This window comes from Fusibacter ferrireducens (genome assembly GCF_015352425.1).
In the GTDB taxonomy this organism is placed as follows: Bacteria; Bacillota; Clostridia; order Peptostreptococcales; family Acidaminobacteraceae; genus Fusibacter_A; species Fusibacter_A ferrireducens.
Genome location: NZ_JADKNH010000007.1, coordinates 187,454 through 212,981, shown reverse-complemented (window position 1 = coordinate 212,981; position 25,528 = coordinate 187,454). Strand labels below are relative to the sequence as shown.

General features: G+C 36.8%; 20 protein-coding genes. 18 read left to right on the top strand and 2 right to left on the bottom strand.

The annotated features are described in order from the left end of the window. Positions 1-134 precede the first annotated feature (134 nt). The 8 genes from trxB (at position 135) to rpoN (ending at position 10,488) form a co-directional block, all read left to right on the top strand. A complete protein-coding gene (gene trxB, locus ISU02_RS12985) occupies positions 135-1,076 on the top strand; it encodes a thioredoxin-disulfide reductase (RefSeq protein ID WP_194702262.1) in 942 nt (313 codons plus the stop codon). 10 nt (positions 1,077-1,086) lie between these two features. Beyond that, positions 1,087-1,404, top strand: coding sequence for a thioredoxin family protein (locus ISU02_RS12980; protein WP_194702261.1), 318 nt, complete (start codon positions 1,087-1,089; stop codon positions 1,402-1,404). A gap of 327 nt (positions 1,405-1,731) precedes the next feature. Beyond that, positions 1,732-2,838 (top strand): BMP family lipoprotein, encoded by a 1,107-nt coding sequence (locus ISU02_RS12975; protein ID WP_194702260.1) that lies wholly within the window; start codon positions 1,732-1,734, stop codon positions 2,836-2,838. 237 nt (positions 2,839-3,075) lie between these two features. After that, positions 3,076-4,599 carry an ABC transporter ATP-binding protein gene (locus ISU02_RS12970; protein ID WP_194702259.1) on the top strand — a complete coding sequence of 508 codons (1,524 nt, stop codon included), beginning with the start codon at positions 3,076-3,078 and terminating at the stop codon, positions 4,597-4,599. 45 nt (positions 4,600-4,644) lie between these two features. Then, positions 4,645-5,760 (top strand): ABC transporter permease, encoded by a 1,116-nt coding sequence (locus tag ISU02_RS12965; protein WP_194702258.1) that lies wholly within the window; start codon positions 4,645-4,647, stop codon positions 5,758-5,760. Then, positions 5,760-6,689: an ABC transporter permease gene (locus ISU02_RS12960; protein WP_194702257.1), complete on the top strand. Its 930-nt coding sequence runs from the start codon at positions 5,760-5,762 to the stop codon at positions 6,687-6,689. Before ISU02_RS12965 ends, ISU02_RS12960 begins: the two co-directional genes overlap by 1 nt. A 156-nt stretch (positions 6,690-6,845) precedes the next feature. Continuing rightward, positions 6,846-8,858 carry an EAL domain-containing protein gene (locus tag ISU02_RS12955; protein ID WP_194702256.1) on the top strand — a complete coding sequence of 671 codons (2,013 nt, stop codon included), beginning with the start codon at positions 6,846-6,848 and terminating at the stop codon, positions 8,856-8,858. Positions 8,859-9,048: 190 nt separating this feature from the next. Then, on the top strand, positions 9,049-10,488 hold the full coding sequence (gene rpoN / locus ISU02_RS12950; RefSeq protein ID WP_194702255.1) for an RNA polymerase factor sigma-54: 1,440 nt from the start codon (positions 9,049-9,051) through the stop codon (positions 10,486-10,488). Between the two features lie 196 nt (positions 10,489-10,684). On the opposite strand, the gene ISU02_RS12945 is transcribed toward rpoN, so the two are convergent. Next, complete coding sequence (locus tag ISU02_RS12945; RefSeq protein ID WP_194702254.1) at positions 10,685-12,418, bottom strand: IS1182 family transposase; 1,734 nt, start codon at positions 12,416-12,418, stop codon at positions 10,685-10,687. 505 nt (positions 12,419-12,923) lie between these two features. Here ISU02_RS12945 and ISU02_RS12940 point away from each other — a divergent pair. From ISU02_RS12940 to ISU02_RS12900, 9 genes are all read left to right on the top strand, one after another. Further along, entirely contained in the window at positions 12,924-14,009 is a 1,086-nt protein-coding gene (locus ISU02_RS12940) for a sugar-binding transcriptional regulator (protein ID WP_194702253.1), read from the top strand. 19 nt (positions 14,010-14,028) lie between these two features. Continuing rightward, positions 14,029-15,039 carry a type I glyceraldehyde-3-phosphate dehydrogenase gene (gene gap / locus ISU02_RS12935; protein ID WP_194702252.1) on the top strand — a complete coding sequence of 337 codons (1,011 nt, stop codon included), beginning with the start codon at positions 14,029-14,031 and terminating at the stop codon, positions 15,037-15,039. Positions 15,040-15,164: 125 nt separating this feature from the next. After that, positions 15,165-16,355, top strand: coding sequence for a phosphoglycerate kinase (locus ISU02_RS12930; protein WP_194702251.1), 1,191 nt, complete (start codon positions 15,165-15,167; stop codon positions 16,353-16,355). Between the two features lie 10 nt (positions 16,356-16,365). Beyond that, positions 16,366-17,112, top strand: a complete 747-nt coding sequence (gene tpiA, locus ISU02_RS12925) for a triose-phosphate isomerase (protein WP_194702250.1) — start codon at positions 16,366-16,368, stop codon at positions 17,110-17,112. Between the two features lie 7 nt (positions 17,113-17,119). Beyond that, complete coding sequence (gpmI, locus tag ISU02_RS12920) at positions 17,120-18,646, top strand: 2,3-bisphosphoglycerate-independent phosphoglycerate mutase (protein WP_323985046.1); 1,527 nt, start codon at positions 17,120-17,122, stop codon at positions 18,644-18,646. An 88-nt stretch (positions 18,647-18,734) separates the two neighbouring features. Beyond that, positions 18,735-20,024: a phosphopyruvate hydratase gene (gene eno, locus ISU02_RS12915; protein ID WP_194702248.1), complete on the top strand. Its 1,290-nt coding sequence runs from the start codon at positions 18,735-18,737 to the stop codon at positions 20,022-20,024. Positions 20,025-20,260: 236 nt separating this feature from the next. After that, complete coding sequence (secG, locus tag ISU02_RS12910) at positions 20,261-20,497, top strand: preprotein translocase subunit SecG (RefSeq protein ID WP_194702247.1); 237 nt, start codon at positions 20,261-20,263, stop codon at positions 20,495-20,497. Positions 20,498-20,946: 449 nt separating this feature from the next. Then, positions 20,947-22,929 carry a sodium-translocating pyrophosphatase gene (locus ISU02_RS12905; RefSeq protein ID WP_194702246.1) on the top strand — a complete coding sequence of 661 codons (1,983 nt, stop codon included), beginning with the start codon at positions 20,947-20,949 and terminating at the stop codon, positions 22,927-22,929. A gap of 251 nt (positions 22,930-23,180) precedes the next feature. Next, positions 23,181-23,414, top strand: coding sequence for a hypothetical protein (locus ISU02_RS12900; protein ID WP_194702245.1), 234 nt, complete (start codon positions 23,181-23,183; stop codon positions 23,412-23,414). 5 nt (positions 23,415-23,419) lie between these two features. Here ISU02_RS12900 and ISU02_RS12895 read toward each other — a convergent pair whose 3' ends face one another. After that, complete coding sequence (locus ISU02_RS12895; protein ID WP_194702244.1) at positions 23,420-24,568, bottom strand: GGDEF domain-containing protein; 1,149 nt, start codon at positions 24,566-24,568, stop codon at positions 23,420-23,422. A 191-nt stretch (positions 24,569-24,759) separates the two neighbouring features. On the opposite strand from ISU02_RS12895, the gene ISU02_RS12890 reads away from it, so the two are divergent. Continuing rightward, positions 24,760-25,308: a helix-turn-helix domain-containing protein gene (locus ISU02_RS12890; RefSeq protein ID WP_194702243.1), complete on the top strand. Its 549-nt coding sequence runs from the start codon at positions 24,760-24,762 to the stop codon at positions 25,306-25,308. Positions 25,309-25,528: the final 220 nt, after the last annotated feature.

Below are 25,528 nucleotides of genomic sequence, written 5' to 3'. Positions count from 1 at the left end.
AAGACCTCTTGGAGCATGCCTTTAGTTTTTAAATCTTGTTGACAAAAGAAAAAAGCATGTCAAATTGCTTGCCATGTTTTTTTCTTTTGGTGTATAGTAAAAGAGGAGATGTTATCTCTTAAGGAGGCAATAAAATGTTATATGATGTAATCATAATTGGTGCAGGTCCTGCAGGTCTTTCTTCTGGACTCTATGCAGCAAGAGCAAAAATGAATACTCTGATCATTGAAAAAGATAAAAATGGTGGTCAGATCACAGGCACGGATGAAGTTGCAAACTATCCGGGAGCAATGCCTGAAGTCACGGGAACTGAGTTAGTTGCCAGAATGGTGGAACAGTGCGATGCATTTGGCACTGAAAGACTGAAAGCAACTGTGGAAAGACTGGATCTTCAAAACGATATTAAAAAAGTATACACTGACAAAGGCTTATATGAAGCAAAATCGATTATTCTATGCATGGGAGCTGTCCCAAGAAAACTTGGCGTTCCAAACGAAATTGAACTCACGGGCAAAGGGGTATCTTACTGTGCAACTTGCGATGCAGATTTCTTCACTGATCTTGAAGTTTATGTAGTAGGTGGTGGGGATACAGCTCTTGAAGAGGGTATATTTATCACTAAATTTGCACGTAAAGTTACGGTTATTCATAGAAGAGATACTTTTAGAGCGGCAAAATCTATTGTTGAAAAGGCCTTGAAGAATCCTAAAATGGCATTTATTTATGATTCTGGCATCAAAGAAATTTTGGGTGATGGTCTCGTCCAAGGTTTTGTGCTTGAAAATTTTAAAACAGGTGAAGTCAAAACGATTATGGCAGATGAAAATGATGGCATCATGGGCATTTTTATCTTTGCAGGATATCTTCCTGAAACGCATCTTGTTAAAGACATGATTGAATTGAACGAACTCGGTTATATTCAAACAGATGAGAATATGAAAACTAACATCCCTGGCGTATTTGCCGCGGGAGATATACGTGTTAAGTCATTGAGACAGGTTGTAACTGCTACTGCAGATGGCGCTATTGCAGCAGTTCAAGCAGAAAAATATGTAGATGAACACTTCGGTGAATAGGAGGCATGGCATGATTGAATTAAATAAAGCAAATTTTCAAGAGGAAGTAATGAATAAAAGTGGGCTTGTAATTGTGGACTTCTTTGGTGATGGTTGTGAACCATGTAAAGCATTGATGCCTGAATTTGAACAAATTGCCACTGAATTTGATGGCAAAGCGCACTTTGGCAAGTTGAATACAACAGCAGAGCGAAAGTTGGCAATCAGTCAACGCGTACTTGGAATTCCAACGGTTGTTTTCTATAAAGATGGTCAAAGAATAGCTGAATGCACAAAAGATTCTGCCAATAGACAGGTAATTGTGGAAAATATCTTAAAGCACTTGTAGATCTGAAACCTGATGATAAAAGTTTATGAGAATTATACAAAGCAATTGTGAAAAAAATCAAACAATGGCTGTTTTTCGAAATAAAGTTTATAAAAATAATATAGTGATTATTGATAGGTAAATTGGATATAATTATTAGGTAAGGTTTAAGGATTATGTTAATTCAATGTAATTACATACCTAATAATCACATCCAAGGGGGATTAGTGGCGTAAAAATTCCAAACTTTTTTTATAAAAAAACAAATAAAAAAGAGGAATTTTTCACTTTGTGTAGAATTAGTATAATTCGGGCAAAAGTCTATATTAATAAGAGGAGGATTTATTAATGAGTAAAAGAGTTATATCACTAATGATGGTAGTAATGCTTGTTGGAATGATGTTAGCAGGATGTGCATCTAAACCAGAACCAGCGGCAGAACCAGCACCAGCAGCAGAACCGGCTGCAGCAGAACCAGCGGCAGAACCAGCTGCGGAGCCAGCAGCAGAGCCAGCAGCTGAACCAAAGAGTGAATTGGTTATGGGTATGATCACAGATACAGGTGGACTTGGTGATCAATCTTTCAATGATTCAGCTTGGTTAGGTCTTGAAGAAGCTGAAAAACAGTTTGGTATTAAAAGACAAGTTCTTGAATCTCAAAGTGCTGATGATTATTCGCCGAACTTAGTGTCATTTGCTGAAGAGAAAACAGATATCATCTATGGTGTTGGTTTCTTGTTTGTTGAAGCAATGAAAGCTGCTGCGGATCAATTCCCAGATCAAAAATTTGCAATTGTTGATTCTTCTGGTTTAGAGAAACCAAACGTTGCAGAAATCGTCTTTGCTGAAAATGAAGGGTCTTTCTTAGTAGGCGTTATTGCTGGCCTTAAAACTGAAACGAATAAAATTGGTTTCATTGGCGGTATGAAATTCCCATTAATCGAAAAATTTGAATACGGTTTTAGAGCTGGCGTTAAAGCTGTAAACCCTGATGCTGAAGTTATCGTAAACTATGCAGATTCATTTGATGATGCTGCAAAAGGTAAAGAAATTGCTTTAGTTCAACATCAAGCTGGCGCAGATATTATATTCCATGCTGCAGGCGGCGTTGGTGCTGGTTTAATTGAAGCGGCTAAAGAAGAAAAATTCTGGGCAATTGGCGTTGACCAAGATCAATCGCATATGGCTCCAGAAAATGTATTGTGTTCTATGATTAAACGTGTTGACGTTGGTGTTCTTTCAGTTGCTAAGTCAGTCGTTGATGGTAATTTCCAAGGTGGAACATTGTTATTTGACTCTAAAAATAATGGCGTTGGTTACAGCGATAAAGCAGGTAACTTAACGGATGATTTAAAAGCAGCTGCTGATAAATATCTTGAAGCTATCAAAGCAGGTACATTTGTAGTTCCTGCAACAGAAGCAGAATTTAATGCTTTTGAAGCACCATCATTATAATAGTATGTGATTAAATTGTTAAGAGTCAGGTGTCCCCGACATCTGACTCTTTCTTAATATAACCCTTTGGGAGATAGCTCGCACTTCTTAAAGTGGGGGGGATATTCCTAATTCAGAGGGAGTTCAAACTCACGCTGAATGCAATCCGATAGGATTGTGAAAGGGTTACGAAGGTAGCGAAGCGGACTGAGTATACACTTTGATCTTGCTTTTATAAACATCATTGGAGGGAATAAGATGGCAAAAGTTGTCGAAATGAAAAACATAACCAAGATCTTTCCTGGTGTGGTTGCAAATGACAATGTGAATTTTGAACTTGAAAAAGGTGAGATTCACGTATTATTAGGTGAAAATGGTGCAGGTAAAACCACATTGATGAATATTCTTTATGGCTTGTATGAGCAAACATCAGGCGAAATTTTCGTCAATGGGCAACTCGTAAACATCAAAGATCCTAACATTGCAATTAAACTTGGAATTGGAATGGTACATCAACATTTTATGTTAGTTGAGCCATTCACAGTTACTGAAAATATCATTTTGGGTGCAGAGACTTCTAAAGGACCTCATAATATTCAACTCGATATGGAAACTGCCTCAAAAAAAGTTAAAGAAATATCAGAATTGTATGGATTAGCAGTTGATCCAAATGCCAAAATTGAAAACATTACCGTAGGCATGCAGCAGAGAGTAGAGATTTTGAAAACCCTTTACAGAGGGGCTGAAATTTTAATTTTAGATGAACCAACAGCCGTTTTAACACCGCAGGAAATTGAAGAACTCGGCATGATATTAAAAAAATTAGTAGGTCAAGGCAAATCGATCATTCTCATCACCCATAAACTCAAAGAGGTTATGGCAATGAGTGATCGTGTGACGGTAGTGCGTCGAGGTAAAGTCATTGAAACCCTTAAAAAAGAAAACACTAATATTGATGAGCTTGCTGAGCTCATGGTAGGACGTAAAGTAAACTTAAAAGTTGATAAAGCAGATCATAAAGCGGGTAAAACTGTTTTAGAAGTTCACGGCATAGAAGCAATGAATAATAGAGGTTCAAAAGCGCTTAAAGAAATCTCTTTTGGAGTTAAATCGGGTGAAATATTTGCGATTGCTGGCGTAGATGGCAATGGGCAGACAGAACTCGTCGAAGTACTCACCGGTCTTAGAAAGTCCGTTAAAGGGACCTTTTCTATAAATGGAAAGGAACTTCAAAAGGTATCTAGTAAAAAAATTATTGATAGTGGTATGGCTCATATACCGGAGGATAGACATAAAAGAGGCTTGGTTCTTGAACATTCTCTTGCTGAAAATGGTTGCTTAGGCAATCATAAAGACAAACCTTTTAGCAAAAATGGTATACTCAATTACGATTATATTCATGAATACAGTCAAAACCTTATTGAAGAGTATGATGTGAGAACACCAAGCGAGAATGTTGCTGCTAAGTCACTCTCAGGTGGGAATCAGCAGAAATTTATTGTGGCGAGAGAGCTTAACAGGCATCCAGAGCTCATTATTGCAGCGCAACCTACAAGAGGGGTTGATGTTGGTGCAATTGAGTTTATTCATAAGAAGTTAGTAGAACAACGAGACATGGGAAGAGCTGTTTTGCTGGTGTCCTTGGAACTTGATGAAGTTTTAGCACTAGCTGATCGCATTGGCGTCATTTATGACGGTCAAATCGTAGGAATTGTCGATGGTGCTACTGCGAATGAAAAAGAACTAGGTATTATGATGGCTGGTGGTAAAGTGAATAAATAGATTGAGTCGGATTGTGTTTATTTGACTCAAATTAGGGGTGATAAAATGCAAAACAAGAAGAAAAATTTACTACAAGTAGTTATGGACAATCTCAAGTTTCCATTGCTTGCAATTTTATTTTCATTTATCGTAGGCGCTTTGTTTATCGTGTGGACTGGACATAGCCCTTTGGTTGCATATCGTGAATTGTTCTCAGGAAGCCTTGGCAATTTTGGCCGATTTGGAGAAAGTCTGTTAAAGACAACACCTTTGATCTTTACTGGGGTAGCATTTGCTTTTGCCTTTAGATGTGGCCTATTCAATATCGGTATTGAAGGGCAATATATCATGGGCGCTATTTTCACAGTAGGTGCAGGCTGGATTTTTAGAGACCTGCCAGGTGGATTGTTGATTATTTTGTTATTGCTTTCAGGTATATTGGGAGGTGCACTATGGGCCTTTATACCGGGTATTCTCAAAGCTAAAAGAGGCGTACATGAAGTTATTGTCGCTATTATGTTGAATTATACTGCACTTTATCTCTCGAACTATATCGTTCGAACTGTTTTAAATCCATCCGTGCTTTTGGGAACGGAAAAAAAAGCGAGTACGGTTATGTTGCCAGAACACGGTCGATTACTTCATCTTTCTAAAATTATGCCAGCTTTTGGCTATTCATCTGTAAATATTGGATTTTTAATAGCTGTGATTACTGCAATTGTCATATGGTTTGTACTTTTCAAAACGACACTGGGGTATGAAGTGCGTTCAGTGGGACATAATCCATATGCTTCAGAATATGGTGGTATAAGTATCGCGAAAAATATAACGCTTGCAATGGTTATTTCAGGTGCTATAGCTGGTCTTGCTGGAGCGGTTACAGTGGCAGGTTTAAGTTATAAGGTGGATCAAGCGGCAGGCATGCCGGGTTACGGCTTCAGTGGAATTGCTGTTGCACTTGTGGGGCAAAACCATCCTATAGGTATTTTGGCGAGTGCTCTATTATTTGGCGTTTTGGCAAATGGAGAGCGGAAAATGCAAATGGCAGGTATCCCAAAAGAAGTTGTTGGCATCATTCAAGCGATTATTATACTCTTCATAGCAGCGGAACAAGTTGCGAAATATTTGCCAGATATCAAAAAGAAATTTTTCAAAAATAAAACTCAGGAGGTGCAAAAATAATGGTTGTATTTATTGCTTTACTTGCATCTGCGTTGAGACTTGCAACACCTTTGATATTTTCAGCGCTTGGCGGTGTTTTCACTGAGCGATCAGGTATTACGAACATCGCACTAGAAGGTATGATGATCATGGGCGCATTCTTTGCGATCCTAGTGACTGAATTTACGAATATGCCTTGGCTTGGTGTACTTGCGGCAATGGTTGCTGGTATTTTGACTTCAATGATATTGGCAGTGCTTTCGATACATTTGAAAGGGAATCAAGTTGTTGTCGGTACGGCGATCAACTTGTTTGCAACGAGCATTACGGCATTTTTACTAGAACTTGTTTGGAAGAGATCAGGACAGACAGATTCTGTGGAAAGAGCACTGACTACAAATCCATTTCACTTTTTAGAGAATATACCTCTTATAGGAAAGTTGTTTAGTGGCATGACGCCATTTGTCTATCTGGCATTTGTTGCAGTGGCAGTCTCTTATTACGTGCTGTATAAGACGCCGTTTGGTCTGAGAATTAGAGCGGTTGGCGAACATCCAAGAGCTGCAGATACAGTGGGCATCAATGTCTATAAAATCAGATATATATGCGTAGGTATTTCTGGCATGATGGCAGGGATATCTGGTGCTTCCATGTCTCTTGGTACGATTAGCCTTTTTAGAGAGGGGATGACGTCTGGGAAAGGTTTTATTGCACTTGCTGCCATGATCTTTGGAAAATGGCATCCTGTAGGTGCAATGTTTGCCAGTCTGTTCTTTGGTTTCTGCGAAGCGCTTCAAATTCAGGCTTCTACGCTTGGCTTTGACTTTGTACCATCAGAATTTCTACAAATGTTACCTTATGTAGCTACCATTATTGTCTTGTCTGGCTTTATTGGTAGAGCAGTTGCGCCAAAGGCTGTTGGTACTGCATATGAAAAAGGTCATAGATAAACTTTAGATTACATTATAGAAAAGTGTTTTGAATCTTGCTGTTTTTCGAAAGCAGTAGGGTTAAAACACTTTTTTATTTTGTGAATATTTTCCACTGAGAATGGGTATATTTAAACCAGTATTTTAAATTTTTCTAATAGTGTATTGGAGACAGTGATGACAGATTACATCGAATTTATTTTGAAATTGCTAATGAGTTATGGATTGATATTTCTCTTAACCTACTATGTGATCGTTATTTTAAATAGGCGCATTGCTTTTAAAAGCCAAGTCTACTATATTGGCTTTTTAATTGCCTTGATTGCGTGTTTTCAGATTTACGCTATGGATCGATTTGGATATAGAGATATTCCGGATGGCAGATTTTTCTTAACAGGATTGGCAACTTATTTTTGGGGTATAACGCCAGGAGTCATCATAGCCTTTATCATATCAATCTTCAAATATATGGTATATGGGATTGATGCTTTGCCGAATTTGATTTTGTTTGGTGTGAACATCATCTTTTTTAAATGTGGAAAAGTTTTCATTGAAAAATATAAAATTAATGAGCATGTCATGTCATATTTTTTTCTATCAAGTGCCTCTATTTTATGCACGATTCTTGTGGGAAGTTTTGTTCTCGATGGGCACATTAGTCCTTTGCCAGCAATAGAACACTATATATCTGTTTTGCTGTTGGGTGCTTTTACGGTATCTGCGCTTTTTTTTATGGTTAAACGTGAACTCGACGAGATTGATTTGATTGACTCTCTAAGTAGACAAAAATCAGAATTATTAGAACAAAAAATAGAAATTCAAGCATTATATGAAGAGATGTTAGCTTCAGAAGAAACCCTTAAATCCAATTATGATGAACTTAAACGCTATCAGGAAAAAGTTGAATTTTTAGCATTTCATGAAAGTCAAACGGGTTTTAGTAACAAAGAACACCTTTATCAAAGGCTCAGAGAGCGTCAAAAGAACAATTCAAAGATCTTGCTGTTATTAGCAGTAAAAGATCGAGGAAAGTTAAATTATACACTTGGAAATACGATTTTTGAGATGCTTCATTTCATAATAGGTGCTGAAATTCATCAGTATTTTGAACCCTATTCCACGAACGAACTCTATAGTTTGGGAAGTGGGTTATATGCCGTACTCATTACAATGGATATCTCAGAAGCGGATATAGATAAAATATTCAATAGGCTCTATGAGATTTTTTTAAAGAATGAACTCATCAATTCTATGGGATTTTCTCTTAGTCTTGAAGTGGGTGCAGTTCATCTAAATAGAGACACGATAGAACCAGAGGTATGGGTAGAATATGCAGAATCTGCTCTATTGATGTCGGGACATCTCAGTGGGGATAGCAAAATCGTTTGGTTTAAGAATAGCTATTACGAGCAGCTTCAAGCAACCTCTTATTTGGTTACAAATTTGAAGAAAGCGATTGCCAATGCAGAATTTTATGTGGTATATCAGCCTAAATTTGATCAAAATAGTCAACTAAAGAGTGCAGAAGCGTTGATCAGATGGCATCATCCAGAAAACGGTGAAATAGAACCGTATACATTTATTCCACTTGCGGAAATGAATGGTGTGGTTGCTGAAATCGGTGAATTCGTGATGCAATCTGTTTGTGATATGATCAAGACTGTTGAAGCTAGGCATTTGAATTGTATTCCGATTGCTATAAATGCCTCTATACTTGAAATTCTCAATCCTCAATACTCGGGAAAAGTATTTCAGACATTTGAAGAAAATGGGATTGAGCATTCCAACATTCAAATTGAAGTTACTGAGAGCGCCATCTCTGAAAGTTATGAAGACGTCATTAGGACGCTAACAACTTTATCCAATGGAGGGGTGGAAATTCATCTAGATGATTTTGGAACAGGTTATTCTTCATTGAGCCACATTGGCATTATGCCCATAGCGGTTATCAAAATTGATAAAAAATTTATCGATCAGATTTTTGTGGATGAAAAGTATGAAAACTTGATTGAGATGATGATTGATTTTTCACATCGCTCCAATATTAAAGTGGTTGCAGAAGGGGTTGAGAATGAAGCACAGTTTAATTGGCTTAAAGAAAGACATTGCGATTACTATCAGGGGTATTATTTTTCAAAACCGATTTCTAAAGAAGATCTCATGGAACTGATCCAAATTTATAATGGATAAAGATTAAAAAAGGTATGAGCTTGAAGCTGATATCTTTTTTTCTTTCATTTTGAGATAAAAGACTTGTACATTTTGTGTTCAAAAGTGGCAGCAAATTTGCTATAATAAAGAAGTGTTTTAGAGAGGAACGTAGAACTCACAATATTTGACAATATTTCTAGTGAAATAACAAAGAATGGGTGAAATTAATATGAAGATGAATTTTAATTTAAATTTAGTTCAAACACAAAAGTTAATTATGACGCCAGAGCTGAAACAAGCGATTGAAATTCTACAATACAATGCACAAGAACTAAATGAATTCATTGAAGAAGAACTTCTTAACAACCCAATTTTGGAGAAGCTCTCCAATGCTGCAACAGATCAAGAGGAAACACAACCACTTAAAGTTGATAATGATGTAGAAGCAGAGCCCGATTATGAATATGATTTGGATAAAGGCATCAAGAAAGAAATTGATTGGGAAGAAATGATCAATTATTTTGAAGACGCCAGACCTATGGGCAATGTCAGTTATGATTTTGATCAAGAATTCAGTTATGATAATTTTGTTGCTGCTGAAGAGACTTTAAAAGATTATCTTTTGATGCAGTTAAAATTTGCAAAATTAGAGAAGCGTTTTTATAATATTGGTGAATTTATAATTGAAAGTATCAACGATAATGGTTATTTAGAAATAAATATGGAAGAGACGGCTGAGTTTTTCAAGCTCTCATTAGATGAATTGGAAACGCTGATACGATTGATTCAATCTTTTGATCCGCCAGGTGTTGGTGCAAGAGACTTAAAGGAATGCTTGCTCATACAGATGTATCAACAAGGTTTTGAGGATAGTATTGAAGAAATATTGGTTAAAGATTATATCGAGGATTTAGGACAGAAGAGATTTGCCCAAATCGCCAAAAAAATCAACGAGACAGTTGAACGCGTCCAACTTGCTTATGACTATATTAAAACGCTTGAACCAAAGCCCGGTCGATTGTTTGCTTCCATGAGAGATGTAAGGTATATTGTGCCAGATGTTTACGTTGAAAAGGTAAAAGGTGAATACGTTATTGCGGTTAATGAGGCCGCAAATCCGAGACTTCAGATTAATGGATTTTATAAAGCTATGCTTAAAAATGTGAATAGAGACGAGCTCACCAGTGACTACCTCAATAAAAATCTACAGGCGGCACTTCGAATTATAAAGAGTATAGAGCAAAGACGAAACACCATTTATAAGGTTTGTAAGGCCATTATAGAGTATCAATATGAATTTTTTGAAAAGGGATTATTGTATTTGAAACCTCTGAACTTAAAAGATATCGCTGATGAGGTAGAAGTACATGAGTCCACAGTGAGCAGGGCGGTTAATGGTAAATACATTCAATGCCCAAATGGACTCTTTGAAATCAAGTATTTTTTCCAAAGTGGTGTCAAAGGTGCAAGTGGTGAGGGTGTTTCTTCAGAAAGTGTGAAAATTGTTATTAAGGAAATGATTGATGGTGAAAATTCTAAGAAACCATTAAGTGACCAATACTTGACAGACGAACTCAATCGCAAAGGGATTAATATTTCAAGGAGAACTGTTGCAAAATATAGAGATGAATTGAATATTCCGCCTTCTTCAAAACGGAAAAGGTTTTAATGAAATCAAGGGGCAATCGGGAAAATACCTAATTGACCTCTGAAAAACAATAAACATGAAGAAATGCTAGAAATGAGGCTTACGTTGAGTCCTTTCTAGCATTTTTTTATCTGGATTTTGTTTTTATCTCACTTATGCCTGATTTTTGAGCATAACAAAAACAGGTTTGATCCAGAGACGATTGTCATAATTAAAATTATGCTGCTTGGTCAATTTTTCCTTCAAATCTTTTGATTTTACCCATTAAAAACTTATGATATTTGTCTATGTTTTTACCAAAAGCGAATAGCATAAATTCTTTTAGTACCTTATCTTGTGAACGATGGTTAAACTGTCTAAAGTTATCGTTTGCTTTCATATCTCCAAAGAAACCTTCCGTTTGAATAGAACGAATTTGTCTGTTTAGAATGCCCTTGTCACTGTGTATATTATTGTATGATTTTTCTTTTAAACCGTCCCAGCATTCATTGACTTTTATCACTTTGTTTTTAGCACGGTGCTTGTTTTCATCGTATTTGTATAAACATTTTGGCTTTAGTTCACAATTACTGCAATCTTTGCAAGAGTAAACTTGATGTGTTTGCGTATAGCCTTTCGAGTGGCTGACCTGTGTTTTATCAAATGTAATCAAGCGATTATTTGCGCAAAGATAACCTGAGTCTACTTTCGTCATATTTCTATACTTACCAATACCACCTTTGTAAGCACGCTTTTTCATCCTTTCATGTTCTTGGAGTTTGATAAAACTCTCAATCCCTTTTTGCTGAAGAAAAAGCAAGTTCTTTTCACTACTATAACCGCTGTCTGCCGTCACTTCGTTCGGATAGTGGCCAAGATGTTCTTGATGCATCTCAAGTACGGGTATCAAAGGATTGTAATCTGTGCGATCTGCACTCACATAACTATGCACCACAAAGTAGTTTTCAACTGCAATCTGTACATTGTAAGCCGGTTTGAGTTGACCATTCATCATATGATCATCTTTCATCCTCATAAAGGTTGCTTCCAAGTCTGTTTTAGAATAACTATTTCTATCTGATCTCATGATTTTAAATGATGTTTTATATCTCATCAGTCGCTCACCAAAGACTTCAAATCTTTCGTATAGCTTTTGAAGATCGCTTTTCCGTTGGCCTTTTCCATCAACGAATGCAATGCCTTCTCCTTTAGCAATCACCATAAGTTTCGCTTGTATTTTAAGCATTTCTAGTGGCGACATGTTATCAATCTCAATGAGTGCATTATTGGATAACTTTTTCTTGTCGTTAACTTTTCTTAATCGGTTCTTTTGGATGACTTCACGCACTTTTTCCATACCTTCAATTATGAACATGTTCATGGTGGAAAGTGTGTACTTCACATCGTAAGCATTTTCTGTAATTAGGGTATTGTAATCATTATAACTATTCTCAATAGCATCTAGTAATCCTACAAGGTGGTAATTTAAACTGCCGCGCCAAACAAATGTATAACGATTGGCATTCGCTTCAATTTTTGTTCCATCAATGAACAGCGCTTTTAATGACACAAAGCCTTCTTTTTCTAGTTTTCTTATGAACTGATAATGTAAGTCCTTAAGAATCTCGTTCGTTAGTTTGTTATTGATGAAATCATAGAAAGCATCGCGCTGTGGCCTTTCTCCTTGAGCAAGCCAAATGTAGGCAAGGTCTCTTGTGCAGAGTTCTACAATTCGGTCTACTGCTCTTACACCTCTAAGCGCAGAATAGACTAGTATTGAAAATAACATAATGGGATTGTAACCTTTTCGTCCCAACCTACTGTACTGATTTAACAAACTGGAGAAATCCAGTTCTTTCATAACACGTTTTACGATGTGTACAGAATCATCTGATGGAACACCAATTTGGTATAAATTATAATTTATTCGTAGTTGCCCTAATTCAAAAAAATCGTTATAATAATTATGCATGTTTTTATTATTTTGTACGTATGTTGCAAGACTATGTGCAACGAGATTAAGATGGTGGTCAGACCATCTTTTTTTCGTACAAAAATCCTCCTATAATGTCTATTCGACACTGATAGGAGGATTTCCTTTTTGATTATAATTTTTTTCTGGAACTATCTATTTCCCGACAGTCCCTTTTTTAAAGGGAGCCAAATTAATCGTTGACTTGAGTCGAAAGATGTGATGAGGGGTGTTCAACCCCAAACAGTGTCAGCAGAAATTATTTTGGGGCATCGTGGGATGGCTCAAATGTGGTCAATCAAAGGGAAAAATCGAAAGGGACAAAAAATACCCAGTGGGGATGAAAAAAGTCCACTTTTTTTCAAAAAACCCTTGTATTTTGTTTTTGGGGTGCTATAATTAACATGTAAGTCGGACACAAAAGATAATGTTGAAATGGAAAATTGAGCACCGATTTATTGATCATTTTTTTTTATGACAGCTGGGACGCGGAAAAAAATAGAGGATGAATAGCATCCCGATGGTTGGTGATAAAATGGGACAAACACAAAATTCTGATAGAGAAAAATTAATATTTGTTTTAAAGTATGCTTTTCCAGAAATGGATGAACTTTTGCCGTTGAGATTTAACCTTTTAAATACGGTAAAGTTTAACCAGCCCATAGGTAGAAGAATTTTATCGACTACGATGGGATATACGGAACGTGTTGTCAGAAGAGAATGTGATATCTTAAAAGACAATCATTTAATAGATTATTATCCAGATGGCATGAGAATAACCCAAAAAGGTGAAGATGTATTGGCATCGTTGACGGATATTTTTTATCAAGTTAACGGCATTAATGAGCTTGAGGTTGAAATTTCAGAGAAATTGAAGATCAAAAAAGTGATTGTTGGTTCTGTTGGACTTCATGATGCACATGTGTCTCTCAATGAAATTGGTTATGAAGCAGCAAAATATCTGAGCACTCTCATTAATTCAAAAAGTATTATTGGATTAACAGGAGGTTCTTCGATAGAAAAAGTAATTACTGGGTATAAAGCGGAATGGACGCAATTTGACCATAACGATATCATGGTTGTCCCTGCCAGAGGTGGTCTTGGGAATAAAAATGAATATCAAGCCAACACACTTGCAGAAATACTATCCAATAAGCTTGGTGCAAAGTACCAGATGCTTTATACACAAGATAACCTGTCAAAGGCAACCATTGAAGAATTGAAAAATGAACCTAATATCAAGCGTATTTTAGAGTATATTGACAAACTTGACGTCTTGCTCTTTGGTATTGGACGTGCAGATGTCATGGCAACGCGTAGAGTGTTAGATGCCGATGAAATCGAAGGTATTCTTGAAAAAGGTGCCGTGGCCGAATCATTTGGATATTACTTCAATAAAGACGGTGAAATAGTCCACGAAATCAGTACTATCGGTATTGATTTAGATAAATTTAAAGCTCTCAAGGATGTAATAGCAGTTGCTGGAGGTATAGATAAGGCTGAATCTATAATTGCTATCAGCAAGCTCAATCCAAACTTAGTTCTTGTCACAGATGAACAAACAGCTAAGAAAATCAACGAACTTTTATAACTTTAAGGAGGATTTAAAAATGGTAAAAGTAGCTATTAATGGTTTTGGTAGAATTGGTAGAAATGCATTTAAAGTAGCAATGGGTTTAGAAAATCCAGGTTTTGAAATCGTTGCAATCAATGATTTAACAAGTGCAGAAACATTAGCGCATTTGTTAAAGTATGACACATTATTTGGAAAGTTTGACGGTACTGTTGAAGCAAAAGACAGTAGCTTAATCGTAAATGGTAAAGAAATCAAAATCTTTGCTGAAAGAGATCCAGGTGCATTACCTTGGAAAGCATTAGGTGTTGACATTGTTGTTGAATCAACTGGTTTATTCACTGATGCAACTAAAGCAGCGAAACATATTGAAGCTGGTGCTAAAAAAGTAATTATTTCTGCACCTGCTAAAAACGAAGATGTTACAATAGTTTTAGGCGTTAATGACAGTGACTATGATCCTGCAAAACATCACATAGTTTCAAATGCCTCATGCACAACTAACTGTCTAGCACCTTTTGCTAAAGTAATAGATGAAGAATTTGGCATTGTTAAAGGTTTAATGACTACAGTTCATGCTTATACAAATGACCAAAAAATTCTTGATGCTCCTCACAAAGATTTAAGAAGAGCTAGAGCAGCAGCTGAAAGTATGATTCCAACCACAACTGGAGCTGCAAAAGCTGTTGCTTTGGTACTTCCACAGCTTAAAGGAAAAGTAAACGGTATGGCGATGAGAGTACCTACACCTACAGTATCAGTTGTAGATATCGTATTTGAAACGGCTAAACCTGTTACAGCTGAAGCTGCTAACGCTGCTCTTAAAGCGGCTGCTGAAGGGTCTTTAAAAGGTATTTTAGGATTCTCTGATGAGCCATTAGTATCAATTGATTACAGACAAGATCCAAGAAGTTCAATCATCGATGGTTTATCAACTATGACTATGGGTGATAACATGATTAAAATTTTATCTTGGTATGATAATGAGTGGGGTTACTCAAACAGAGTTGTAGACCTAGTTTCATTAATGGTTCAAAAAGGATTATAATTCGGTTCTAATAGACAATAGCCCTGAAATTTTATTTCAGGGCTTACTATATATATCGATCAAATAGATATGTTCCCTTTGGGAAACATTATGAAATATAAAATATAACTTGGAGGCGCAAGGTTATGTATAACAAGAAAACCATAGAAGATATTAGTGTTAAAGGCAAAAAAGTCTTGGTCAGATGTGATTTTAATGTCCCTATTCAAGAGGGCAAAATCACAGATGAAAGCAGAATTTTAGGTGCTATGCCTACTCTTGAATACTTAGTAAAGAATGGCGCAAAATTGATCCTCTGTTCACATCTTGGAAAACCAAAAGCGTTTGAATCCAAATTCAGTTTAAAACCTGTAGCAGACCGCCTTTCTGAATTGTTGGGACAAACCGTTATTTTCAATTCAGAAGAAGCAGTAGTTGGAGAAAAATCGAGAGCAGCAGCTGCATCATTAACTGAAGGTCAAGTGATGCTCCTTGAAAATACAAGATTTAGAAAAGAAGAAACAAAAAACGGCGAAGCTTTTTCAAAGGATTTAGCTTCTATCGCAGATATATATGTCAATGATGCATTTGGCACAGCGCATAGAGCGCATTCTTCAACCGTTGGTGTTACCGAATTTGTTGAAGTTGCAGTATGTGGGTACTTAATTCAAAAAGAACTTAAATTCTTAGGGGAAGCAGTTGATAGTCCTGAGAGACCTTTCTGTGCAATCCTTGGTGGTGCCAAAGTTTCTGACAAGATCAAAGTCATTGAAAACTTATTAACAAAAGTAGATACGCTTGTCATCGGTGGTGGTATGGCTTATACTTTCTTAAAAGCACAAGGTTTTGAAGTGGGTAAGTCTTTAATCGAAGCAGACAAAGTAGACTATGCAAAACAAATGCTTGAAAATGCAAAAGCTAAAGGCGTTGAATTATTATTACCAGTGGATCACATTGTGGCAGCTGAGTTTAATAAGGATTCAGCACCAATTGTAACAAAAGATGAAAATATTTCAGCAGATTATATGGGACTTGATATTGGTCCTAAAACAGCTGAAAATTATGCGGCTGCAGTAGCCAAAGCAAAAACAGTTGTCTGGAATGGTCCAATGGGCGTATTTGAATTTGAAAACTTCGCTAAAGGGACGATTGCTGTGGCAAAAGCACTTGCTGATTCAGATGCGACAACTGTCATTGGCGGTGGCGATAGTGCTGCTGCTGTGAATATTTTAGGATTTGGTGATAAAATGACGCATATTTCAACAGGTGGCGGTGCATCACTCGAATTCTTAGAAGGATTGGTACTACCTGGAATAGACGCGCTAAACGAAAAATAGGAGGCATAGCATGAGAAAACCAATTATTGCAGGAAACTGGAAAATGCATAAATCAATTAAAGAGGGTGTTGCCTTTGTTGAGGCAATCAAACCGGATGTGGCAAATACAGACGTAGAAGTGTTGATCTGTGCACCTTATACTTTACTTCAAAACATGGTTGAGGCTGCAAAAGGCTCAAATATCAAAATCGGTGCTCAAAATATGCACTTTGAAGATAAAGGCGCTTTCACAGGAGAGGTAACTGCGGATATGTTACTTGAGATCGGTGTAACACATGTGATCATCGGTCACTCTGAAAGAAGACAATACTATGGAGAAACAGATCAAACAGTAAATCTAAAAACTAAGAAAGCACTTGCAAAAGGGCTTGTACCTGTTGTTTGTGTGGGTGAAACTTTAGAACAAAGAGAAGCTGGCGAAACAAAAGATGTATGTAAAACTCAAATTGTAAATGCATTTGAAGGCATTGACGCTAAAGATGTCCCTACAATTGTTGTGGCATATGAGCCGATTTGGGCGATTGGAACTGGTAAAACGGCTAGCAGTCAAGATGCAAATGATGTGATTGCATATATCAGAGAAGTTCTTAAAGACCTATATACAGATGCTGTATCTGAAGAAGTTAGAATTCAATATGGCGGAAGTGTAAAACCTGCTAATGTAGAAGAAATTATGAATGAATCGGATATCGATGGCGCACTTGTTGGTGGCGCTAGCCTTCTAGAGGCTGATTTCGTTCAACTTGTAAATTTCTAAGGAGTAAATTATGAAAAAACCTACAGCACTCATTATAATGGATGGGTGGGGACAAAGTGAAACTGATACTGGGAATGCGGTCGTTCTTGCAAATACGCCTCATTATGACCAGTATCTTGAAAAATACCCTCATACACTAATTGGCGCAAGCGGATTAGATGTTGGTTTACCAGAGGGACAAATGGGTAACTCTGAAGTAGGCCATCTCAATATTGGCGCAGGCCGTGTGGTTTATCAAGAGCTTACGAGAATCACTAAATCCATTAAAGACGGTGATTTCTTTGAAAATGAAGCATTGTTGCTCGCTATAGAAAAGGCTAAGGCAAATGGCACAAAACTTCACACTTGGGGACTGCTTTCAGATGGTGGCGTGCACAGTCATATTGAGCATTTAAAAGCCGTTATAAAACTTGCAAAAGATCAAGGCTTAGATAATATATATGTACATGGTTTTATGGACGGTAGAGATACTTCACCTACGAGTGGCATTAATTATGTTAAGGCTCTTGAAGCTTATATGGCTGAAATTAACTTTGGTGTGATTGCATCGATTTCTGGTCGATATTATTCTATGGATAGAGATCAGAGATGGGAGCGTATTGAAAAATCATATAATATGCTTGTTCGCGGTGAAGGTGCTAGTGCAGAAGACGCCGTTTCACTTATGGAAGCTTCGTATGAAGCGGGTGTAACAGATGAGTTCATCATCCCAACGAGGATTGTTAAAGATGGTAAACCTGTTGCAACTGTTGGTGAAAATGATTCTGTGATCTTTTTCAATTTTAGACCAGATCGCGCTAGAGAAATCACAAGAACGATTGTGGATGAAAACTTTGATGGTTTTAAAAGAGATTATTTTGAAACGACCTATGTGTGTTTAACTCAATATGATAAAATGATGCCAAACGTTTCAGTGGCTTATAAACCGCAGACCATTGACAATACGCTTGGACAATATATGGCGAAACTTGGTAAAAAGCAACTTAGAATTGCCGAAACTGAGAAATATGCACATGTGACGTTCTTCTTCAATGGTGGCGTTGAAGCGCCAAATGAAGGAGAAGATAGAGCACTTATTGCCTCTCCTAAAGTGGCGACTTACGATCTTAAGCCAGAAATGTCAGCTTATGAAGTAACGGAAAGACTCTTAGAGGAACTGGATAAAGATTTATATGATCTGATCATTTTAAACTTTGCAAATGCAGATATGGTTGGACATACGGGGATCATTCCAGCGGCTATAAAAGCGGTGGAAACGGTGGATACGTGTTTAGGTAAGATTGTCAGTAAGTTAGAGTCCCTTGGTGGAAATTTCATCATCACTGCCGATCATGGCAATGCAGAAGAAATGTTAACTGAAACAGGCGAACCTATGACAGCACATTCGACCAATCGCGTGCCTTGTATCGTGGGCGGTGTTGGAAATCCACAACTGTCAGGAGAAGGGAAGCTCTGTGATCTCGCACCGACATTGCTCGAAATGATGGAACTTGAAAAACCAGTTGAAATGACTGGGCAGTCTATTATTTTGTGAGTTTGTCCACAGGCAAGCTGAAAAAAAATAAGTTACCAACACATGAAAATGTGACACATAAATTATATATTATATGGAGGTATTCGTTATGTCATTTATTACTGATGTATTTGCAAGAGAAATTCTTGACTCAAGAGGCAACCCTACTGTAGAAGTAGAAGTATTTTTAGAAGACGGTTCTATGGGTAGAGCAGCAGTACCATCAGGTGCATCAACAGGTGCATTTGAAGCAGTGGAATTAAGAGATGGCGACAAAAGCAGATATTTAGGAAAAGGCGTTGAAAAGGCAGTTCACAATGTCAATGAAATCATTGCACCTGAATTAGAAGGTTGGGATGTATTTGATCAAGTGGGTATTGACAAGTTAATGATCGAATTAGATGGCACACCAAATAAAGCTAAATTGGGTGCAAATGCAATTTTAGGGGTATCTCTTGCATGCGCAAAAGCAGCTGCAGAATCTGTAGGTTTATCATTATATGAGTATGTTGGAGGTACAAACGCTAAAACTTTGCCAGTGCCAATGATGAATATCATGAACGGTGGTGCTCATGCAGATAACAACGTGGACATTCAAGAGTTTATGATTTTACCTGTTGGTGCAACGAGCTTCAAAGAAGCTTTAAGATGGGGAGCAGAAATCTACCATACTCTTAAAGGCGTTCTTAAAGCAAAAGGTTTAGCAACAGGCGTAGGCGACGAAGGTGGTTTTGCACCAAATCTGCCTACAAATGAAGATGCATTAAAAGTAATCATGGAAGCAATTGAAAAAGCAGGTTATAAACCAGGTGAGCAAATCAGATTGGCGCTTGATGTTGCAGCTAATGAATTATACGATGAAAAAACAGGTAAATACACTTTAGCAAGTGATGGTAAAGAATATACTTCAGCTGAAATGGTAGACTATTATGCGAACCTTTTAGAAAAATATCCAATCATCTCAATCGAAGACGGTTTATATGAAGAAGACTGGTCAGGTTGGCAGTTAATGGTTGAAAAACTAGGCAGTAAAATTCAAATTGTTGGTGATGACTTATTCGTTACAAACACTGAAAGATTATCAAGAGGTATCAAAGAAAAATCAGCTAACGCAATCCTCATTAAATTAAATCAAATTGGCTCATTAACTGAGACATTAGATGCAATTGAAATGGCAAAAAGAGCTGGATTCGCTACAGTTACATCACATAGATCTGGTGAAACAGCGGATTCAACGATTGCAGACGTGGCAGTAGCAGTTAACTCTGGTCAAATCAAAACAGGTGCACCTGCTAGAACTGACCGTGTTGAAAAATACAATCAATTATTAAGAATTGAAGAACAATTAGGCGATAATGCGATCTATGCGGGATTATCTGCATTCTACAATTTAAGATAAATAAAAGGAAATACTTGTCTATTTTAGTTTTAAGCTGACTTGAGTTAGCATCTCAAGCTAGAAGTAAATGTAAATAGCAAATTTTGGTTACAAACTAGGGTGAATTGTTCAAAGGCTTGATGAATAGCAACATCAAGCCTTTGTGCATTTTTGATAAAAAAGAAACAATTAATTGTATTTTAGGACATACTGTGTTAAAATACCTATGTTAAGCAAGTATAAACGGAGGTGTTAAAATGTTTTCGACAATCGTAACTGTGTTTTTAGTACTGGCATCGGTAGTCTTAATTGCGAGTATATTGTTACAATCCGGTAAATCAGCGGGATTATCAGGTTCAATTGGTGGCGGCGCTGAACAAATATGGGGTAAAAATAAGGCGAGAGACTATGATGATAAATTTGATAAAGTGACAAAAATATCAGCGATAGTATTTATGGTATCAGCATTACTATTAGCATATATACAAAAATAGGTCTACACCTATTTTTGTATATTTTTTTATCTCTAATCTGCATGAGGTAAATTGGCAGGAAATCATTTGATCCATGGCAGTTTTGATTAGGGATAATTATGATGCAATGAGTTTCAATAATATCTAGAAGTGTTGCACAAGATATTTCATTTTATTGTGCAAAAGTGATAATAATCCGATGGCTCAATGCCAAGGGTTTTATTATAAACAACAATTTGAGCAGAAAGGTTTTACTGAGGCACCAATCGGTAAAATCATCAGCGAAAATATTCTTTACAAAACCAAGTTTTGTTGAGAAACAATTTAAGAGGCGTAACGGATCTCTTTTTAGCAACTTACGTTATGATGGTTAGTGGAAAAGAGCTTGTTACTTGACCATGTTATGAGAAGAAAAGTTTAAACTAGTGTGTTTGTTTTCATTAAATCTTTATTGTGGGGAGGAATTTTAAATGAACTACGCATTATATTCAGCGGGTATAGGGATTATAGCACTCGCGTTCGCATTCTTCTTGGTTATAAGAAAAATCGATACAGTAACGGTCACGCATGATCGAATGAATGAGATTGCTTCTTATATTCACGAAGGATCTATGGCTTTCTTGAGAAGAGAGTATAAAGTTCTAGTTATCTTTGCAGGTGTTTTAGCAATCGCTATCGCTGTTGGATTACAGAGCTATCAAACTGCAATCGCTTTTTTATGTGGTGCATTTTTTTCTGCTTTGGCAGGATTTTTCGGTATGCAAGTTGCAACGAAAGCTAACGTGAGAACGGCTTTTGCTGCAAAAGAAAATGGCATGAATAAAGCTTTGTCAGTTGCTTTTTCAGGTGGTGCTGTAATGGGCATGTCCGTTGTGGGGCTTGGCCTTTTTGGTGTCAGCATACTTTATTTTGTTTTTAAAGATCCGCAGATTGTAACTGGTTTTGGACTTGGTGCTTCTTCAATTGCACTCTTTGCACGTGTTGGCGGCGGTATTTACACTAAAGCGGCAGATGTTGGTGCCGACCTTGTGGGTAAAGTTGAAGCAGGTATTCCAGAGGATGATCCGAGAAATCCAGCAGTAATCGCTGATAACGTAGGCGATAACGTAGGTGATGTTGCAGGTATGGGAGCCGATTTATTTGAATCATATGTGGGTTCTATTATTGCATCGATTACGCTTGGGTTAGCGGTATATGGTGTAGAAGGTGCTTACTTCCCGCTCTTGTTATCAGGGTGTGGTATTCTAGCATCGATCATAGGGACATTCTTTGTAAAAGGGAATGAAAATTCTGATCCTCATAGTGCTCTAAAAAAATCGACATATGCAAGTGGATTTTTGGTGTTGGTTGCAGCCTATTTCTTAAGCAATTATTTCTTTAATAGTCTTTCGGCATTTTATGCAATTGGAGCAGGACTTGTATGTGGGACTTTAATTGGCGTTGTTACTGAAATATACACTTCTGGAGATTACAGATATGTAAAAAAAATAGCTGAACAATCTCTAACAGGTCCAGCAACTACCATTATTTCTGGTCTTGCAGTGGGTATGGTCTCAACAATGTGGCCAATTCTTTTCATTTCAGCGGCGACACTTTTAGCATATCATTTTATGGATCTTTATGGTATTGCACTAGCAGCAGTAGGGATGCTTTCGACAGCAGGTATTACTGTGGCGGTAGATGCATATGGTCCTATAGCAGATAATGCTGGTGGTATTGCAGAAATGAGTGAATTACCAAAAGAAGTTAGAAAGATCACAGATAAACTAGATGCCGTGGGCAATACAACAGCAGCAATCGGTAAAGGTTTTGCAATCGGTTCTGCAGCATTAACTGCGCTTTCATTATTTGCATCGTACTCTCAAGCTATTAATCTTGAAACGATCAATGTTTTAAACCCTAAAGTTGTGGTAGGGTTATTTATTGGTGGTATGCTACCTTTCTTGTTCTCAGCAATGACTATGGAATCAGTGGGTAAGGCAGCTTTCCAAATGATCGAAGAAGTGCGTAGACAATTTAAAGCGATTCCTGGCATCATGGAAGGTACTGCTAAACCTGATTATGCGCGTTGTGTAGACATCAGTACTGGTGCTGCGCTTAAAGAAATGATGATTCCAGGGATCATGGCAGTGCTTGCACCAATCGTTGTTGGTCTAATTTTAGGACCAGAAGCACTTGGCGGTATGTTAGCAGGCGCTTTAGTAACAGGTGTTCTCATGGCAATCTTCATGGCAAATGCAGGTGGTGCATGGGATAATGCTAAGAAATACGTTGAAGAAGGTCATTATGGTGGTAAAGGTTCAGAAGCACATAAAGCTTCTGTTGTTGGAGATACAGTAGGCGATCCATTTAAGGATACTTCAGGGCCATCGATCAATATCTTAATCAAACTAATGACAATTGTTTCGCTTGTATTTGCACCTTTATTCGCATCTATGGGTTCATTATTATAGAGATAGGCCGTCCATTTAGATCTGAAAATGGGAAGATCCTATTAAAAAAATAATCATTAATCAAACATTATAATTAGTTTAAACAATAATTCAATAATAATCATAACGCTTTCAAAAGAGCCCATATAGGGGCTCTTTTTTAGCATACTCAAATATATTGTGGACAGGGTAGGATTAAAAATCATCAAGAAGCATCGAAAATTATTGAAAGCTCTTGCATATAATAGATTAGATGAATCCAAAAGTATATAATGTATCAAACAGATATTTTAGAAATTATGGAGATTCTCGTGAATTTGGGTGTAAGGGATCAACGTATGGAGGAAGCAAAGGATTTGTTGATTCAAAAAAGAAGGGCTGATGGTAAATGGTATCTTGAAAATACCTTCAATGGAAAGATGTTGGTGAATATAGAGAAAAAAGGTGAGCCTTCAAAATGGCTTACTTTAAAAGCGATTTGTACCCTTGACAAATGGTACGATTGAAGGTCTCACCGGAGTTTTGGCATATCGTGTAACTTGTGGTATTGTTCTTTTGAAAGATACATTTTCTGATCCAAATATCTTATGAAATCGTCAATTGTCGCTTGTTTTTTGGGGTCAAAAAGATCGTATCCAATGCTAAAACTTAATTTAAAAGGAAATGTCGTATTCTTGTTAAATTTCTCAAGATTAGATTCAACACGGGAAACGGTTTGCGATAAGCCATCATAGTCTTTGACCATAAAGATGATTACGAATTCGTCGCCGCCGTACCGTGCAATAAAGTCGTCTTTATGAAAACTTTTCTTTAGAATCAATGCGGTTTGCTCTAAAGCAATATCGCCCATCATATGACCTTGTGAGTCATTAATACTCTTCATATCGTTTAAATCTATCATCATGCCAGCAATCTTATGTGCTGAAGATTGGAAATGGCTAAAGCGCTTTAGATGTGAATCGAGTTGTCTGCGGTTGTATAACCCTGTCAAGTAATCCGTGGATACATTGATTTTTTGAATATTTATATAGATCACAAGGATTGAAAAAGTAACACTCATCCATAGCGTTGACACACCTTGAAAACGAATTTGAATCATAAATCCAATAATGGGTGGAAAAAGAAAAAATAACATCGGAAAAAAATCTTTGGAACTGATGTTTTTTCGATTTATAAGAGTGATTAAAAAAGTATAGAATAAATAAAAACAGCATATGAGCGTTAAAAGCCAATTGTATGTCCCGCGATGATATTTATTAAAAGTATCGATATAGAAAAAAAAACCTTTAGATATGCTCATAATAGAGAGCAGAGTCAACACAATGGTGGGAATGATCATCACGGTAAACATTTTTTTTAAGCGAGAGGGACTATCAAATATAAGTATATCTGCGTACAAACACCAGATGAGACAAGGGATTGGGTTAAATATATAATAGAGACATGTTACCAGTTGATTTGCAGACAAAAAAAACGAGCCTGATCTCATATCCACTAAATACATGAGCACATCTAAAACTGTAACACAGGCAGTGGAAAGAATAAGGGCTTCAAAGAGTTTACGATCCATTTTATCCCTATTGAGATCCGAGCGGACATTATAATAAATTACGATGAGTATCATTAAAGAAAAAAGTCCTATTTGAATATAATAAACCATAGAAATCTCCTGAAATTAGTATTCGACTTATATCAATTATAACATATTATAATACCGTTTTAAGCTACAAAATAGGCCTAGATTAAGCATAAAATAAGTATAAAATATCTGAAAAAGAATCGACAAATCTCTTTTTAGATGCTATATTAATTATATAGATGCTATAACGGTTAAGAAAGAGGACTTATAAGATGACAGACCCAAGTTCAAATATCAGCACAGTTTTAAAAAAAAACAGATTTGAGAGAGGCTTAACCCTTGAAGAAACTGCTAAGCTGACAGGCGTCAGTAAAGCTATGATTGGTCAGATAGAAAGAGGAGAGTCCAATCCGACCATTTCAACATTGTGGAAAATTTCTGCAGGATTGAGAATTGCTTTTTCAGATCTCATAGGCACTCATGATGAAAATTATGAAGCCATCAAAATTGATCAATTGAAACCTGTTTATGAATCCGATAATAAAATGATTTTATATGATGTTTTTCCATTTGATCCGCTATCAGGATTTGAATATTTTTATATAAAACTGCTACCGGGGGCAAAACATACATCGCCACCGCATTTTAACTCTACTGAGGAATACCTTGTTGTTACAAGCGGGACTTTGGTTTTAACAGTTGCGGATCAGGAATTTATTTTGAAAGCACCGGAGGCGTTGAAATTCAAAGCAAATGTACCACACACTTATAGTAATCCCTATGACGATGTTGTCGTATTACAAAGTATTATAAAGTACTAAACAGCATTAACAGCACTAAAAAACCAGAATGATTACAATTCTGGTTTTAATTTAAAATCTGAGGATGCTATAACGTATAATATGCACTTAAACATAATGAATGGGACATATTATAAGACTATAGCACTTTAATAGAGGAAAAATATAAAAGAGATACAAAATGATTGAACTTATTATGATCTCATGTAGTAGTCCATAACTCTATCCAGAACTTTTTAGG